Below are 17,417 nucleotides of genomic sequence, written 5' to 3'. Positions count from 1 at the left end.
GGTTAGTAAATCATATATGCTATTTTAAGCCTCATTACTCTTCAAGCTTTTCGGTTAGATATTCCAGCGGTTGCCATTCATTATATCCATATTTCTTAGCAAAAATTGTAGCTTTATGTATAAAATTATTATCTTCGTTTATAATCTCTAACACTATTTTCTTATTTATTTCATAATAAGTTTTAACTTTGATAAGTTTTAAAGTACTAAGCGTACCAAGCACCGCCCAAAGTATTTTATTGATAGACGAATTCATTGAAAGCTTTTGAATTATGACTATAACCGGTTTAATAGAACAATCTCTTACCTGCACTACTAGCTCATTTAAACTTTCATGATCATAAGGATTTTTCAATTCAATAGTTTCAGGTATACCTAAATTATATTTTTTGCAATAAGCTGCAATTCTTGTTTTAAGTTTGTCGCTTCTGGAATTATAAGGAGGTTCTAGTAAAAGAATAGAGTTTTTTATTAATTGATCTTGGTTAGCCATGGACTTGCCACCGTTAAACTTATTAAATTAAACTTAACCACCAATAATTATACCTTTTGGTGGCCAGGGCGTTAGAAAAACCGTTAGAGAAACAGCCGTAGTAACCTTTAGGTTATACCTTGAACATAGCTACTACCACCCCGACCAAGTCGAGGAACACATTTTTTTTGGAAAATGTAACCATCTCTAATAGGGTTTTCTAAGCCCCAAAACAGTTTTAACTGCTTCAGTTAAAATTTATACTTAACTCCCCAAAAAAGTCAATTAACAATTATAAACTTTAAATTAAATATTTACTTATTTTAATCTAGACAAAAGTATATTTTCATATAGTATTTTACTACTTTCAATTTAATCCAAGGTTAAAATATGGCAAAAGAAAAAGGAGTCTATCATTTTGCATTAGGAAAAGAAGGGCAAGATCGTCACGATTTAATAAACAGGTTAAATAATCCTTCAAGTTGTAAATTCTTACTAAAAAAGGGCTTACAACCAGGGATGACAGTATTAGAACTTGGATGTGGTACGGGAACAATGGCTATTTGGCTAGCACAACAAGTGACATCTTCAGGTAGAGTTATTGCAATAGATAATAGTGAAAAACAACTAGAAATAGCTAAAGCTGCTGCAGAGAAAGCAGGAGTTAATATAGAATTTCATCAAATGCCTGTGAACGATGTTGGTAATTTGGGCTTGAATGGCACAATAGATTTTGTTTTTTCTAGATTTCTTTTTATGCAATTAACTCACCCTCAAGAAGCGTTAAATATTGTTAAAAATGTTCTTAAATTAAATACCGACGTTATTGTATCACAAGAACTTATATCTAAGTTAGCTTTTAGTTCTTCAGATAGCCCCGCTTTACCACAATTAGTTAATTTAGCAGCTAAACTTAACAAGCATTTAAATAAAGATAATAATTTAGGTCTGAAGTTGTTAAAGCTTTATAAAGACGCAGGCTTAAAATTTTCAGATTCAGATTACAAATTTAAAAATACTTTACTAAAAACGAAAGAGGAAAAACTGCTATATTATAAATCTCTTGCAGAAGCAACACCAACTATTTTTAAAAATAATCTAGCTACTGAAGAAGAGGTTAACGAGCTAAAAGAAGGTCTTATGGATTTAGCAAATACTGAAGACATTATTGTCGGTGGTATGTCCAATATAATTATTGCTGGTACTTTGATGGGTGAACAACATACACCGACTACAGATTTAGAATAATAGTAAACTTTACTATATGACTCTTATGTCATTCCTGCGTAAGACTTGCCTGCGTGGATCAATTTTTCTTCTGTCATCCCGTGATGGCATTGTTGCGTGGATCAAAAAACGCCCTAAGGTAGCCATACCATGGCTTGACCACGGTATCCAGAAAAGCAACTTTTAATACTAATAATTTCAGTATTTTAAGCTGGATCCCGCGATCAAGTCGCGGGATGACAGAGGAAAAATTGATCCACGCAACAATGCCGCCACAGGATGACACCGATCATGTTTTTTGATCCACGCAGGCAAGCCTCATGCGAGGAATAACATAAGTGCTATGCAACAACCTATATACAAGCCACGTGATGACTACCTTAAAGCATTTTTTGATCTCAAAAAAATGCCGATTTATCTACAAGATGATATACTCTAATAAGTGAAAAGTTACTAGATAAAGTTTAATTTATTAAATGAGTATATACTGCAAATACTTCTCCTTTATATTTTAAACCCCTATATTGTGTTTTTATTACTTAAATTAAATATTAGCTAAATTTTTTTAAAGATAATTAATAATAAAATTGTGTGCCATATAAATAAAAGTTAATATTTATATATAAATGTTAAAGTGAATATTAATTTTCTTTATTAATACTTTAAAACTAGGTAATATATGAATTTCGATAGCTACAAAAAAAATGAAATACTAAATTTTAATGGTAAATTACGTAATGATGATATTCCGGATCTATTAGAATATTTAAACAAGCATCCTGAAATTACTAATCTTAACTTATCCCGTTGTTGGGAATTAACTGATGAGGGTTTTAAATCCTTAACAAACTCTCCTAACGCTAAAAATATTACTGATCTTGATTTATCATACTGTGTTAAATTAAGTGATGAAAGCTTCAAGGCTTTAGCAGACTCTCCTAATTTGGAAAATATTACTAAACTTAGTTTAGCGGGGTCTAATATAACAGATAAGGGATTTGAGGCGTTAGTAAATGCTCCTGATAATAAAATCACTGATCTTAGTTTGTATAATTGTAGAGAAATAACAGGGGCTACAGTAGTGTTATGCTTTGAAAAGTCATCATTTAAAAATATTGAGTTTTCCCTATCAAAGGAACAAAAGCTTTATAATGCTTTAGTTAAAATAAGAGATAGTAAGGATAAACCAAACTTTAAAATAGAAAATACTGTAAAAGATTTGGTATTTGATTTAGCACCAGCTGATGAAGAAGGTAATGTAATCAGATATATAATAGAAAATTCAGCAAAATTTCCTTTTGCAATCAATTCAACAAGTACAGATGGTTATGATTTGGCACTTTTCTATACTCATTCTCCTAAGATGCAGGAGTTTCTGTTTAAACATGGCATGATTCCTCCAGAAATGAAAGATCAAACTTTAGAAGAGATAGCAAGAGATAATCAATCTGTGCATCAAAGTGAAGCTGTAAAGAAGACTAATTTTATAACAAATGAATTAATGGAATCGACCCAGTTACCGCCTGATAAACTCAAAGAAAGTGCTAAAGAATACCAAAATAAAATACTTCCTGAGCTATATAAAGATAATAACCCTCTAGCTATTAAACTTCTTGAATTAACTGACGGCGAAAAACACAGCGTAATGAAGAGGGTTTTAGGAAATAATAAAGCTCCAGATGATCAAAATTTTATTAAGGAGGTGAAAGAAAAATCAGAAAATATATTAAAAAATGAATATTTAAACGAAAACAGTTCCAAATATAAGGCTTTGATCCAATATGATTGGAGAAAGGGATCAGAAAAGAAAACTACTATTCCTGAATCAATTGGTCTAGTAAGTGAATTAATAGATAAAGCAGCTATCCCCACTAGGGATAAACAAGAATTATGTGTTACTCTTTTAGCAAAAAATCCTAAATTGACTGAAGCAAAATTTACTGAGGTTAAAAAAATCTTAAATGATCAAAATCTTACTTTAGAACAATTAAGTAGTAGAGAAAATCTTCATAAATTATTGAATAATATAGGTGATGATAAATTAAATAACTTATTTAACAATGTAAGTGGGTTTAATATAGATGAAATTTGGAAAGAACAAAAAAACTTTACTTTAGCTAAACAGCTCTACGTAGCAGCAACAACTTATGGAGAGAATACTAGTGCTTGTATTCAAGGAACATATTCACAAATTATAGATAGTGCTTCAGAAATAGACACAACATTACTTACTAAATTTGCAGATTATAAAGAAGAAGAAAAAAAACAAGCAAATAAAATAGGAGCTATTAACGACAATAACATTGCACCTTTTATAGAGACAGTGGTGAATAAATTAAAAGAAGATGAAACTATCATGAAAGATGCAGCATTAAAAGATGCTTTGGAGCGTTTAGATAGTGGGATGATAGATGTTAATGCTCCTAATAATATTACTATAGCTGAGTAAAAAATATTAGCAAAAATAAATCAGGAATTTGTTAATCATATAAAAGACTATATCCCTAATTATAAAGGAACAAATGAAAATTTAGTACCTACACGTGAAGACTATAAAGCGATTATGTATGGAATGTTTGATAAACTAGAACCAGTACAAACTACTCAGATAGGGCAGCCTCAAAAAAATGTAGATATACAAAAGGATACAAAGCAAAATATTATAAGTAATACAAAATCAGCTGATAATAAATCATTTGCTGACCGTGTTCAAAATAGTAGATCATCATCTCCTCAAGGTCGAGGTTTATAAAATATGATTCTAAAAAACAATAAAAAATTTAAAAAAAGATCCGTCATGGCGAGAAAGTTATGTAATAACTGACTAAGTACTCTAGTAAAAAAATACTAAAATCAGTACTTTTTTACTATTTTTTCTGGATTGCCACACTCACTTTGCTCGCTCGCAATGACGAGTTAGTATCTATACAGAACTCAAAAATTTCTCGGCTTCAAGGGCAGCCATACAGCCAGTACCTGCTGCGGTTATAGCCTGCCTATAGATTTTATCCTGAACATCACCAGCAGCAAAAACACCTTCTATATTAGTTTTAGTGCTATCAGGTGCAGTAATAATATAATTATCGCTGTCCATTGTAACTTGTCCTGCAAATAAAGCAGTATTTGGTTTATGCCCAATAGCTACAAATACGCCGTTACAATTTACTAAGCTTGTTTCTTTAGTATGAACATTTTGAATTTTAACTCCAATAACAGATTTTGGGTTATTATTACCAACTATCTCTTCTACTACATGATCCCAAATCACAGATATTTTAGGATTTTTAAATAGCCGCTCTTGTAATATTTTCTCAGCTCTAAAACTATCTAGTCTATGTACTATAGTAACTTTGCTTGCATGATTGGTCAGATATAAAGCCTCTTCAACAGCACTATTACCCCCACCAACTACTACTACTTCCTGATTCTTGAAAAAGAAACCATCACAAGTAGCACAAGCTGACACCCCAAATCCCATAAATTCTTGCTCTGTAGGAATACCAAGCCATCTTGCTTCCGCACCAGTACAAATAATTATGCTTTCAGCTTCGTACTCTGTCCTAGATCCTGTAGACACTTTAAAAGGTCTTTGTGACAAATCCACTTTCTCAACATAATCATTAACAATTTTAGTGCCGACATTTTCAGCCTGCATACGCATCTGTTCCATTAGCCAAGGTCCTTGTACGCTTTCTGCAAATCCTGGATAATTCTCAACATCGGTAGTAATAGTAAGCTGACCGCCAGGCTGAATACCATTAATTAATATTGGATTTAAAGACGCCCTTGCTGCATAAATAGCTGCACTTAAACCGGCAGGACCTGAGCCGATTATCAGTACTTTAGTAGTAATTTTCATAATTTAATTTATTTTTTTATAATTTTTCTAACCAAGATTTTATATGTTCAATTTCATTAGAATTTGTTAAGGAGGGAGTATGACCTGCATATTTAATTTCGTAAAGATCAAAATCTTTTGTTTTTTGCATTTTTTCAACAGTAGATTTTGTTAGAACTTGAGATTTAATGCCGTGAATCAGTAATATTTTACATTCTATTTTATTCCATACAGACCATAAATCTACATCTTTTTGGCTTTTGACATTTCTTATGCCTTTTGTTATAGCAGGATCATAATTCATTTTATATTTTCCGCCAAACGTAGAAATGACACTATACTTTGTTAAATAATCCCAATCTTCTTCATTTTTAATCCCTGATTGTCCATAAATAAGCTTTAAATGCTCTTTTGCACTTTCTAGATCATCTAATATGACAGTTTTTTTAGCATAAGCTGCAATTTTGACTAAAGTAGCAGAATCTATAAACGCCCCTATATCATTTAATATTAAACCTTTAAAAATATTTTTAAATTTACTGGCAAGAACCATACCTATAATTCCACCCATTGAAGTACCTAGCCAAATAGGTTTTTTTATCTTTAACTTATTTAAAAACAGCAACGTATCTTTAATATCAAGTAGTATAGTTATAATGGCTGGTTTTTTTAAAATTTTCACTATCCCCGCGTCCGGGATAGCTTAGAGAAATTACTCTATAATCTTTACTTAATTCCTTAGCTATTTTATCAAAATCATGAGCATTTCTTGTTAAGCCATGAGCACATATTACTACGTTTTTATTTTGGGGATCACCAAATTCTACATAAGAAATTTTATGTTCTGGTATATATTGAAGAGGAAGAAAGTTAATATATGGACCAACTTTAATTGAGTTAATTTTCATATAAACCTACTAATTTAAATCACTTAAAAATATACTGACCATTGTCGGCATATATACTACTACAAAAAGTAGCGATAAAAACACGGTGGCAGCGACCTTTTCAGGATAAAATTTTTGTAAATTTGCTATAACTATGGTATTTGCAGCTAAGGGAGCTGTAGAAAGTAGCTTTAACGCATTATAATAATCATTATTATACCATTTTGTTACAAAATGATCAAACATGATAAATAGCCCTACCCCTAAAGGATAAAATAAGAATTTAGCAGCAAAAGTAGCAAGAGTAAATTTTATATCCAATTCAAATTTTTGAAGTGATGAAAGAGCAAGTCCTACCATAACCATACCAAGTATAGAAAAAGAACCTTTCATATTATATATAAAATCATCCAAGAAATCAGGTAAAGTAAAACCACAAAAACTAAATAAGCAACCTAGAAAAAATGCATTTAAAATTGGCAATTTTACTACTTTCAATATACTATCAGTAGTATTTGCAAAGCTTCGCATGCAAATATAAAAGCCTACCGAACACTCGTAAATATTAACGCCTATCACTGCCATCATATAAATACTTAGCGTATAATCATCAAAAAGTGCAGCAGCTATAGGCAACATGAAATATCCCCCATTTGCTGTACCAGCAGACAAAGCTATAATATTACGTGTATGATCCTGCCAAAATTTACCGAAAAAATAGTAAGAAAATAATGACAACAATGTCGCAATTACAAAGGTTACAACTGTAACACTTAATGCTGAAAATGTCAAAGTTGTGCTAGCAGGAATAGTAAAGAATACTATAGGTGATATAAAATAGAATAATAAAGAAGAGATACTGTCCCTTTCAACATTTGAGTATTTACCCGCTAAAAACCCGATTACTACACTTAATAACACTGAAACGGTTTTAAAAAAAACTATACTAAAAATTACCATGTAATGAGCTAAAGATATAATTATCTATAATATATTAGATTTTATCTTTTTTCACTAAATTTTGTAAAGATTTTTAATATTAAGTTTTAAGAGGATTTTATTTAACTTTTAATTGAAAAATTATAAATATTATGATATTAATAATGTACGGATATCAATTTATAAAAAATAATCTTACCTATTCCCCGATCTAATTCACTAAGGTTTTCATATGTTTATAAAAAACTTATTATACTTTATTATCGTATTTTTATCCTTAAACTCTTACTCTAACCCTACTCCGCTTGGGCTTGAGCTAAATAAAGCTACCACTTCAGATTTAATAAAAAAATATAAAATTACTGGAGAGGAACTTAATTATTGGCAAGGGCATAATTATTTTATAGAACCTAATGAAAAATACATATCTAAAGCTTTAGTAATATGTAATGATTTTAATATAATAGAAGCAGTAATTTTAACTATAGATAAAAATAAATTTGAAGAATTTTATGAGATTTTGAAAGATAAATATATTTTGGTAGATAATGTAATAGAACAAGAAAGTGGAAAAATGGCTACTTTTAGAAATGATGATTGCTTAGTAATACTTGAATCATCTGAAGATAACTCGAACATGGAGCTAGTATATGTTACGAATAATTTCTATAAGGATTTTTTAAATAAGCTAGAAAAAGAAGAAAAATTAGAACAAACCCAAATAAAAAATTTATTGTGATGTATACCTTTGATACTTCAAAATTTGGTACGTCGAACTTCGGGATTTGCCTTTGCTAACCTAGTTATCTACTACCACTTATTTGACTTCCAGCTTTTAAAGTATCTGTAGTATACTACAAATAAATGAGAAATTTGGAATGGTGGAAGCAAGTAGTAAGATTTGCTAACCAATACCACTCACAGAAGCCAAATTAGTGACGCTTTTTTTATGCAACAAAATTCACAAGCAGCATAAGAATTTAAGGGAACAAATTATCCCCTTTTTTATTCGTTATTTCCTGCAACTTTAACTTCACATCCCCAAGGCGTATCATCTAAATAAGATACTATATGATCTAATATTTCGGATATAAGTCAGAGATATGTTTAACATCACCAGAAATGCTGGACGTTAATTTTTTACATACACCTTTAATAGTAAAAATGTTTGTTTTAATAAAATTATTTAGTTCTTGCAGCTTATCTTCAATATCATCAACCTCAGGTCTCATAGGATTATCACTTACCTTTTTCATCAAATTCTTTTTTAATAATTGTTTGTTAACTATTTGATAATATTTATGAGCATTTAAAACTTTAAAAATTTTATTACTATCATTTTTAAAAAAATAATCGTATAATAACGAACTGAATTTTTTAAATAACTTACAATTTAATTCAATTTTTTTTGTTATTTCCTCAATGCCTATTGGATTTACTTCATAAGTATAGTTACTTTCATAGTCGTGTTCCATGCGATAAATATGAAGCGAAGTAATAGTAGAATTATCCTTTAATCCTCTAGCGATTCCTGTCGCAAATTCTATATTATTTTCACTAAGATCAAGAGAAGTAAGAGAATTATTATTTACTAGATATTCACCGATTTTTGTTGCTCCATCATCTGCTATAAAATTGCCTCTAAATGTAAGAGAAGTAAGGGAAGTATTACCATTTAGAGCTTCAACAATTATTGCGGATCCTGTATCTGTTATAGAATTGTTATCAAGACTAAGCGACTTAAGAGTATTAAGCTTTAGAAATTCACCGATTTTTGCTACTCCTTCCTCTGTAATATTATTACTACTAAGGTCAAGAGAAGCAAGGGTATTATTACCATTTAAAGCTTTAATTTTTAAAACTTTAATAACTTCTTCAATTTCTATGTTCCCTATATCGTTCCTTATAATATTGAGAGAGGTAATAGTATTATTATTTTTTAAAGCTTTAGTAAAATTTTTTATGTTTTTATTATATAGTACTGTTTCACTATCATCAGGACCACCATTAACGTTAAGAGTAGTTAAACGGTTAACTTCTTCGATAAACTTATGCTTTTTTAAAAATTCTATTAATTCTTCTATATTGTCTTTTTGATAAAATTTTTCAATATTAAGGTTAAGGGGGGCAGTTAAACGATTAACTTCTTCCTTAACTTCTTCAATAGATTCGTGTTTTTTTAAAAACCCTATTAATTCTTTCATACATTTACTCCTTAATTAAATTCTATAATTTTTAATATTTTGTTAAAAATGAGCTATGAAAAAAATCTAGATAAAAAGATTTAATAATGTAATAGAAATTTAATCAAGGATATAAATTAATAACTTAGGAATAATTTGTGAAATGTAAATATTAGTAAGGGATACATGGAAATAATAGGAAGTTTAATAATTAGCAATGATTACTACTTGTGATTATAACAGAATATTTAAAGAATTTTTATTAAGATGTAAATGTAGAGAGTATTTTAGGCAGAACTAACAACCGCTGCTGTAGCTGCTTCACTCAAAAACAAAGACCGCTCTATTTCTCTACGTTTAACGAGTCCTTGCAGCTTCACACCGCCTTTAGCTTTTACCCATCTAAGGAGCTCATCGGCGGCATTATCGTATTCACTTCGGTTAAGTTTCTGCCGCAAGGTTGATGCTTGAAATGCCCCGTAACAGCAGTTGAATATAAATGAAATTAAAATGGATTATTGGCTTTAGTTAATAGTAAGTTAGTACTATTAAGAAATATATCATCTCAATATTAAAATTAAGTATTTTGGAACATATAAGGAACATATGTTTTTTTAGAAGATTTAAGAAAGGCTAAAAAGCCTTAAAGTAACTGGTGGAGCCAGGGGGAATCGAACCCCCGACCTTTTGAATGCCATTCAAACGCTCTACCAACTGAGCTATGACCCCTAATAGAAAGATAATTGTTTATACTCTAATAATAGTATTAAATCTATAAGTTTTTTTATGTGTTGTGTTAAGATACTGTCATTGCGAGGAGATTCGGGAGTTGTCGCATGGCTCGTTTATGTCATTGAGAACGAATAAAATGAGTGCGGCAATCCAGAAAAAATACTAATAATATTAGTATTTTTAACTGGATCCCGTGAATAAATCTATAGTACCGGACTTATTATTATATGTCATTCTTAGCAACGGCGGGAATCCAGTAAAATAAACATAAAAGCAGCAAGTTTTTTAAATTAAAAGCTCGATTTATCTCGCTTTATGCTGGATTCCCGCCGTTGCTAAGAATGACATATAAGGTCACCTATACCTGAAAAAAATATAATATTTTTTTTAAACTGTCCGGTACTATAGAATAAATCACGGGATGACAATTGGAAAACCGATCCACGCAACAACTTCGGAGATGCAAAGCATTGACACGGCAATCTCGTCAAACATCCTAAGATTGCTTCGTCGAAACTTTCATCTCCTCGCAATGAAGATTTGCTACTGGCTTTATTCCTTATCTTTTAATAACTTAATATCTCTGTGCGTAATTATTTTGTCGATTATGCTGAATTTTTTTGCTTCTTCAGGTGACATAAAATTATCACGCTCCATACTTTTCTCAACATATTTCACATCTTGCCCAGTATGTTTACTATATAAGCTATTAAGGATTTTTTTGATTTTCAATGTTTCTTGAGCATGAATTTCTATATCTGTTGCCTGACCTCGATAACCTCCGGATGGTTGGTGGATCATAACACGGCTATGCGGCAGGCTGTATCTCATTCCTTTTTCACCACCACAAAGTAAAAATGACCCCATAGAACAAGCTTGACCGATACAAAGAGTAGCTACTTTAGGCTTGATATATTGCATCGTGTCATAAATTGCAAGACCAGCTGTTACGACTCCTCCAGGAGAATTTATATACATATATATATCTTTTTCCGGATTTTCTGCCTCAAGGAACAATAATTGAGCAGTAATCAAATTTGCCATATGGTCTTCAATAGGACCACATACAAAGATTATGCGTTCTTTTAATAACCTTGAATATATATCATAAGCACGCTCACCCCTAGAGGTTTGTTCAATTACTATCGGTACGTAGGACATTGGATATTTTTCCTTAAAGTTTTTGTTGGAAGGATATGTGTCACCCCGTGGTGGCATTGCCCGCGTGGATTAGTTTTTCGGTCATTGCAAGGAAATTACGAAGTAATTGACGAAGCAATCCAGTATAAAAATGCTAACTTATAGCATTTTTATTATTTTTTCTGGATTGCCACGCTCATTTCATTCGCTCGCAATGACGACTTAGTATCCACGCAACAATGCATCCCGTGGATAAGCCACGGGATGACACACCGAGGAGATTGACTAACAATCCTACTTCTTACTATCTTCTAAAGCATTAGCAAGTATGTCACCCATATTGGTTGTATTATCGCTAGAGCCATATTCTTTAAGAGCTTTTTGACGCTCTGCTATTTTATGGGCTTTTATTGATAATAAAATTTTATTGGTTGACTTTTCGATAGAAACAACTTTTGCTTCGATTTCTTGATCTACTGCAAACATTTCAGGCTTTTGTTCTTCTTTTTCATCTGATAAATCAGATTTTTTAACAAATCCTGCGGCTTTATCGTTTACTAATACTTCCAATCCATCGTCTTTGATTGCTGTCACAACAGCTTTAACTACTGTTCCTTTTTTATATTCATCAGCAATTCCTTGATATGGATTAGGAGTTAATTGCTTGATACCTAGACTAATTTGTTCTTTTTCAATATTGATTGTTAGAACTTTACAATCTACTTCGTCACCTTTTTTGTATGTTTTGAGTAACTCATTGCCATTATCTTCCCAAGTAATATCACCCTCATGAATCATACCGTCTAAATTGTCGCTAAGTGCAACAAAGATTCCAAAATCAGTAATGTTTCTAATTGGAGCTTTAATCACTGTTCCAACAGGATTAGTTTCAGCAAATTTTATTAAAGGATTTTGCTGGCATTGCTTAATACTTAAAGAAACACGATGTTTTTCTGTATCAACTTCTAACACCATGAATTCTACTTCTTGACCTATGGTCAGAGTCTTTCTAGGATTTTGATTAGATTTAAGCCAACTAATTTCACTTGAGTGGACAAGCCCTTCTAAACCATCCTTTAATTCAATAAACACACCATAATCAGCAAAATTTGTGACTTTTCCAGTCATTTTTTTACCGACAGGGAATTCTTCTTTAATTTTTTCCCATGGGTTATAATCAAGTTGTTTCATACCAAGAGATATTCTTTTTGTCTCTTCGTTAAACTTAATAACCATTACTTTAACTTTCTGATTAAATTCTAGCACTTCTGATGGGTGGTTAACTCTACCCCAAGAAATATCAGTTAAGTGTAATAAGCCGTCAACACTACCAAGATCAATGAATGCACCATAATCTGTAATATTCTTTACTGTTCCCTCAAGGATCATTCCTTCTTTGATTTTAGATAGCATCTCGTCTCTAGCTTCAGAACGTGATTCTTCTAATATAGCTCTTCTTGAAACAACTATATTACCAAGCTTTTTATCCATGCTTAGGATCTTAAATGGCTGTCTAATATTCATTATAGAGCTAGGATCTTTGATTGGTCTAATATCAACTTGGCTTCCTGGTAAAAACGCTACAACACCGGATAAATCAACAGTGAACCCACCTTTTACACGACCAAAAATTGTACCATCAACAAACTCACCTTTGCTACACATGAGTTCTAACTGACCCCATAATTCTTCTTTTATCGCTTTCTCACGGCTTAGGGTTTTGCCGCTATGTCCTTCAGTTTTTTCAATATAAACATCAACTAAATCACCAATCTCAGGTAATTTATGTGCCGGTGATAATAAAAATTCAGATTTAGGTATTCTACCTTCATTTTTTAATCCAACGTCAACAACCACTACTTCATTAATATCAACTACTTGACCTTTTACTACTGTTCCAGGTTTTATATGACTCGTATCAACAGTTTCAAGCATTTTAGAAAAATTATCTTCAAATTCATGATTAACTGCTGCAAGTTGTGGAACGAATCTTTGTTTTAATTTTGTTGTCATATTTTTCTTGTAAATATTAGCGGTGCTGAACTAATAGATAATCTTTTTAAAGGGTTAATAAAAAAGATATTTTCCAAATATCACTGTCATCCCGTGGTGGCATTGCCTGGGTGGATCAGTTTTTCCGTCATTGCGAGGAAATTACGAAGTAATTGACGAAGCAATCCAGTAAAAAATGCTAACTTATAGCATTTTTTATTATTTTTTCTGGATTGCCACGTTCATTTCATTCGCGTAGCTCAGACGACTCTCGATCCACGCGGGCAATCTCTCCCGTGGTCAAGCAACTAGATGACATTTCTATCTATAAGCGAGTTTGGAAAAATATCCTCTAAATAAAATAAACTATAAGCACCAAGTTATTTTATTCTTTTAATATAAATTGCGTTATTTGTTCTACAACCGATAAGGGTGAAAGCTTGGAAGTATCAATAATTAAAGCATCCAAAGCCGGTAATAAAGGTGCTACTTCTCGCTCTTTATCTCTTTTATCACGCAGAATTATCTGTTGTAAAATCTCGTCAAGTATACATGCTTTCCCTTTAGCTTGCAACTGTTTATATCGCCTCTCAGCTCTAACCTTAGGGTTTGCGGTTATAAATATTTTAAAATCGGCATTAGGTGCAACTATTGTCCCTATATCTCTACCCTCCATAAGAATTCGAGGTGTAATATTAATTAACTTTACTAAATGCTTATTTAGATTATCTCTTACCTCAGCTATTACGGCAATTTGCGAAGCAACGCCTCCTATATTTTCATCCTCTAAGTCAAACTTATCTGTAATATCTATTTCTTTAGATAAGGAGATTACTTTATTGATATCTGTAATGTCTATTTTTTCTTTAATACAATTAAAAGCAAGCTGCCTATAAACAATACTAGATTGAACATATTTTAAAGAAAATTTTTCAGCAAGCATAAGCCCAATAGTACCTTTACCGGAAGCAGCAGGACCATCAAGTGCAATAACAAAATTTTGTGAAAAGTCTAAAGCTTTAGATTTTAAGTTTGTCATAAAAAATTTGTAGAATAGATAATAAAATACTATAAATAATGTAAATAAAGCTTGAAATCTACTATATTATACAATAAATATAGAACTTAATATTTATAAGGGTGATTAGCTCAGTTGGTTAGAGCATTACGTTGACATCGTAAAGGTCAGAGGTTCGAATCCTCTATCGCCCACCACCTTACCTCCTAGCTTTTCATAATCTACTAATTTTACCTCCCTACTCTGTATGCTGCTTATATGCTCCTCGCATTTTTAAAAATACTGCTTTAATTGCCTTATTACCTCGATTAAACCTGATGTTTAAGTTGAGGTCTTATGCACACTATATGCTGCTCACATTTCACTCCTGATTGTGTAATCCATAATCATAGTGATAAAAATCACACTATCTTCTACAATTTTGTTGGTAATTTTATTCCACCTGAATGGAGTACTCTTACCTCTAATAATGGTAAAATCTTAAGCAAAACTGCAAGACAGCTACTATCTCTAATAGTCTTTCGCTTGCAAATCTATCATAATAATAGCATTGATGAACTTCAGGAAACTTATCACTTCTTTCAAGAGTCCCTAGGCGTGTGTCAAGAACGAGTACGACAATGCTTACTTGAATTACAAAAAAGTAGCTTTATTAAAGTTTATAATGCAACAATCGTGAAATATGGTATTAAATGCCGCAATACTCCTTGTATTAAGCTGGCTAAAAATTTCCAACCTACTTCTAGCAAAATACCATCTGAAAATGAAAAAAATTTTGTACCTACTCCAAAAAACTTTGGGGTCAAACCCAAAGAAATTTTGCCTCAACCCCAAAAAAGTTTAGACCAGTACATATATATAGATAATAATAAAAATATATCTAATAAATCTAGATCTAGCAAATCTACAATTTTTCAAAATGAAAAAAATGCATCTATTCACAATAATCAACAACAGTTACAACAACAAAAACTTGCAGCAGATTTACAATTCAAGGCAACAAGCTCAATCAACGATCAACAACAAGCTGATAATACTAATTTCTCTAGTGCTAATATCACAACAGGTGCTACACGGATTAATACTACACTGCAAGCAGTTATAAGTAGCAATAATGCTGCAATTAGGGCTATTAATCATAAAAGCTGGTTCAAAAGAAAGAAATTAGCAGATTTTTATCCATTAAGCCAAGAAGATGCTGATTTACTGCAAGTAAAATCAAATAGAGAATTTAACCTAGATTTTATCAACAAATTGCTCTTAAAGCTTGCAGGAGAATATTCCAATCACCATTTTGGTCATAAGAAAGTGTTACTAAACTATATGGCTAAAGCTTTAGCTCATGAGTTACGTGAAACTACTAAAGCTAATAATAGTGCATTTCAGTTTAAATCTAGCGACTTAAACAACGCTAAAGAACAATATCTAGATAAGATAGAAAGTAGCCTTGATACTAGCTTGCAAGCTCAGCTAAAACGTAAAATTGTTGGTAGTTTTGATCCTGATTCAGCTTATGAATTACTAAGCTCCTGCTCATTTATTGGGGTAGTAGATAATAGGTATCAAATAAAACTGCTTAAAAATATGCTTCTTTCAGAACATAGCCAAGATAAAATATTGCAGCAAGTGCGAATGATCTATGGCAGTAATATTGGACAGTTGCAAATCATACCATTTGCTGAACTTAAAACGAAGCAGAATAATACTGAAGATGAAAAACAAAATTATCTATTGCAGCTTAGCAGGCAATTAAATCCTGATTCAGTATGGTACAGGGTACGGAAATTTCTTATTGAACGTTATAACCAATATATTGATTTTGGGGTATTAAGTAAATTAGTAGTTGTAGAGGAAGATATCATCAATAAGAAAATAATCCTTAAATCAACAACGGCTTTTAATGATTATTATGTTAGAAATCGTTATATGCAAGATCTAGAAGAAGCTTTTAAGACTCAAGATTATTGCTTTGAATTAATCAAGTTTGAATATAACTAAGCTATTGTGGTAATTGATAATTTGTAATAACTACTTCATCAGATATTTTATTATGTTCAGGCATGGAATATTTAACTTTAATAATACTAATATTAAAATTTTTGTATAAGTTTCTAATAAAGGGAGTATTACTATTAGAAACCATTATTTTAACATTTTTATCATTGAGTTCTGTAGCAAAATCTCGCAGTCTCGTTTGCTCATTTTCATCAAATGGTAATCTGGTATAAAACTTCTCACCTGACTTATGATAAGGAGGATCAAAATAAACAAAATCACCTTTTTGTGGTTCAATGAAAGAAAAATCCATAGCACAAATAGATGTGCTAGATAAAAGCTGACTACACTGTTTTAATCTAAAGGCAATATCAGATTTACTATAATTTCTACCAGAGAAAGTTTGAGCTGGTTTGCCATCAATATTAATTCGGTAAATGCCTTTAAATGAATATCTATTAAGATAGATAAATCTTGCAGTAATCTTCGCTGGGTCATTACTGTCATTATTACTTCTAACTTGATAATAATGTTCTTTGGAGTGTTTTTCTTTATGGGAGTCTAATAGTTTACTAACCTTATCTGGATTCTTCTTAACCGCATTATAGGACGTCACTAGCTCTAGATTAATATCAGATAAAGCCCCACCACCAAGGAATGGTTCATAGTAGTTATTTAGTGTTGATGGAAAAAACTTAATTAATTGATCGGCAATTTTTCTTTTACCACCAACCCATTGTAGGAATGGTTGTGTTTTGTTTGAGTTATTTACTGACATGAAATTATTATTCAAATATTTACACTATAATTATAGTATAAAATAGGCTTAAATGCTAGCAAAATGCTGTACTCGAAGGAATTTCTGATAATTTTTGTAGCATAATTAATGCTGATTTTGATTTATATGTAATGGATAAAGAATTGAGTTAACCAACAATATTAATTTAGCAGTGTCTCATTTGTGCAGCTGTTTGCCTAATTGTATAAAAATCTG

The 17,417-nt window shown here is 31.2% G+C and carries 14 protein-coding genes, 2 tRNA genes and 1 pseudogene; 6 read left to right on the top strand and 11 right to left on the bottom strand.

Translation table 11 applies throughout. The features are described from left to right. Positions 1 to 34: 34 nt before the first annotated feature. Entirely contained in the window at positions 35 to 493 is a 459-nt protein-coding gene (locus AAGD49_RS02430; protein ID WP_341788982.1) for a hypothetical protein, read from the bottom strand. A gap of 369 nt (positions 494 to 862) precedes the next feature. On the opposite strand from AAGD49_RS02430, the gene AAGD49_RS02425 reads away from it, so the two are divergent. From AAGD49_RS02425 to AAGD49_RS02415, 3 genes are all read left to right on the top strand, one after another. After that, positions 863 to 1,720: a class I SAM-dependent methyltransferase gene (locus AAGD49_RS02425; RefSeq protein WP_341788981.1), complete on the top strand. Its 858-nt coding sequence runs from the start codon at positions 863 to 865 to the stop codon at positions 1,718 to 1,720. Positions 1,721 to 2,378: 658 nt separating this feature from the next. Then, positions 2,379 to 4,148 carry a hypothetical protein gene (locus AAGD49_RS02420; protein ID WP_341788980.1) on the top strand — a complete coding sequence of 590 codons (1,770 nt, stop codon included), beginning with the start codon at positions 2,379 to 2,381 and terminating at the stop codon, positions 4,146 to 4,148. A gap of 123 nt (positions 4,149 to 4,271) precedes the next feature. Further along, positions 4,272 to 4,451 (top strand): hypothetical protein, encoded by a 180-nt coding sequence (locus AAGD49_RS02415; protein ID WP_341788979.1) that lies wholly within the window; start codon positions 4,272 to 4,274, stop codon positions 4,449 to 4,451. 171 nt (positions 4,452 to 4,622) lie between these two features. On the opposite strand, the gene trxB is transcribed toward AAGD49_RS02415, so the two are convergent. From trxB to AAGD49_RS02400, 3 genes and pseudogenes are all read right to left on the bottom strand, one after another. Continuing rightward, the gene (trxB, locus tag AAGD49_RS02410; protein ID WP_341788978.1) at positions 4,623 to 5,558 is read right to left on the bottom strand and encodes a thioredoxin-disulfide reductase; all 936 of its coding nucleotides are present in this window, start codon (positions 5,556 to 5,558) and stop codon (positions 4,623 to 4,625) included. 16 nt (positions 5,559 to 5,574) lie between these two features. Next, positions 5,575 to 6,445, bottom strand: a pseudogene (locus AAGD49_RS02405) (alpha/beta fold hydrolase). Between the two features lie 9 nt (positions 6,446 to 6,454). Beyond that, positions 6,455 to 7,384 carry an AEC family transporter gene (locus AAGD49_RS02400; protein WP_341788977.1) on the bottom strand — a complete coding sequence of 310 codons (930 nt, stop codon included), beginning with the start codon at positions 7,382 to 7,384 and terminating at the stop codon, positions 6,455 to 6,457. Positions 7,385 to 7,595: 211 nt separating this feature from the next. On the opposite strand from AAGD49_RS02400, the gene AAGD49_RS02395 reads away from it, so the two are divergent. Beyond that, complete coding sequence (locus AAGD49_RS02395) at positions 7,596 to 8,102, top strand: hypothetical protein (protein WP_341788976.1); 507 nt, start codon at positions 7,596 to 7,598, stop codon at positions 8,100 to 8,102. Between the two features lie 337 nt (positions 8,103 to 8,439). Here the strand turns inward: AAGD49_RS02395 and AAGD49_RS02390 are convergent, their stop codons facing one another. From AAGD49_RS02390 to cmk, 6 genes are all read right to left on the bottom strand, one after another. Then, entirely contained in the window at positions 8,440 to 9,567 is a 1,128-nt protein-coding gene (locus tag AAGD49_RS02390) for a hypothetical protein (RefSeq protein WP_341788975.1), read from the bottom strand. A gap of 266 nt (positions 9,568 to 9,833) precedes the next feature. Beyond that, positions 9,834 to 10,058: a lysozyme gene (locus AAGD49_RS02385; RefSeq protein ID WP_410525916.1), complete on the bottom strand. Its 225-nt coding sequence runs from the start codon at positions 10,056 to 10,058 to the stop codon at positions 9,834 to 9,836. A 141-nt stretch (positions 10,059 to 10,199) separates the two neighbouring features. Continuing rightward, positions 10,200 to 10,275, bottom strand: a tRNA-Ala gene (locus AAGD49_RS02380). Positions 10,276 to 10,830: 555 nt separating this feature from the next. Beyond that, complete coding sequence (gene clpP / locus AAGD49_RS02375; RefSeq protein WP_341788973.1) at positions 10,831 to 11,439, bottom strand: ATP-dependent Clp endopeptidase proteolytic subunit ClpP; 609 nt, start codon at positions 11,437 to 11,439, stop codon at positions 10,831 to 10,833. Between the two features lie 273 nt (positions 11,440 to 11,712). Further along, positions 11,713 to 13,431 carry a 30S ribosomal protein S1 gene (locus AAGD49_RS02370; RefSeq protein WP_341788972.1) on the bottom strand — a complete coding sequence of 573 codons (1,719 nt, stop codon included), beginning with the start codon at positions 13,429 to 13,431 and terminating at the stop codon, positions 11,713 to 11,715. A 364-nt stretch (positions 13,432 to 13,795) separates the two neighbouring features. Next, positions 13,796 to 14,449 carry a (d)CMP kinase gene (gene cmk, locus AAGD49_RS02365; RefSeq protein WP_341788971.1) on the bottom strand — a complete coding sequence of 218 codons (654 nt, stop codon included), beginning with the start codon at positions 14,447 to 14,449 and terminating at the stop codon, positions 13,796 to 13,798. A gap of 99 nt (positions 14,450 to 14,548) precedes the next feature. Here cmk and AAGD49_RS02360 point away from each other — a divergent pair. Together AAGD49_RS02360 and AAGD49_RS02355 are read left to right on the top strand one after the other, a co-directional pair. Then, a tRNA-Val gene (locus tag AAGD49_RS02360) sits at positions 14,549 to 14,625 on the top strand. Between the two features lie 139 nt (positions 14,626 to 14,764). After that, positions 14,765 to 16,426 (top strand): hypothetical protein, encoded by a 1,662-nt coding sequence (locus AAGD49_RS02355; protein ID WP_341788970.1) that lies wholly within the window; start codon positions 14,765 to 14,767, stop codon positions 16,424 to 16,426. A gap of 1 nt (position 16,427) precedes the next feature. Here AAGD49_RS02355 and AAGD49_RS02350 read toward each other — a convergent pair whose 3' ends face one another. Then, positions 16,428 to 17,201 carry a Dam family site-specific DNA-(adenine-N6)-methyltransferase gene (locus AAGD49_RS02350; RefSeq protein ID WP_341789205.1) on the bottom strand — a complete coding sequence of 258 codons (774 nt, stop codon included), beginning with the start codon at positions 17,199 to 17,201 and terminating at the stop codon, positions 16,428 to 16,430. Positions 17,202 to 17,417 lie beyond the last annotated feature (216 nt).

The sequence above is a fragment of the Rickettsia endosymbiont of Lasioglossum villosulum genome (genome assembly GCF_964026455.1).
Lineage (GTDB): Bacteria > Pseudomonadota > Alphaproteobacteria > Rickettsiales > Rickettsiaceae > Rickettsia.
Note: the sequence above shows the minus strand (reverse complement) of the source record. Positions and strands in the feature narration are given on the sequence as shown.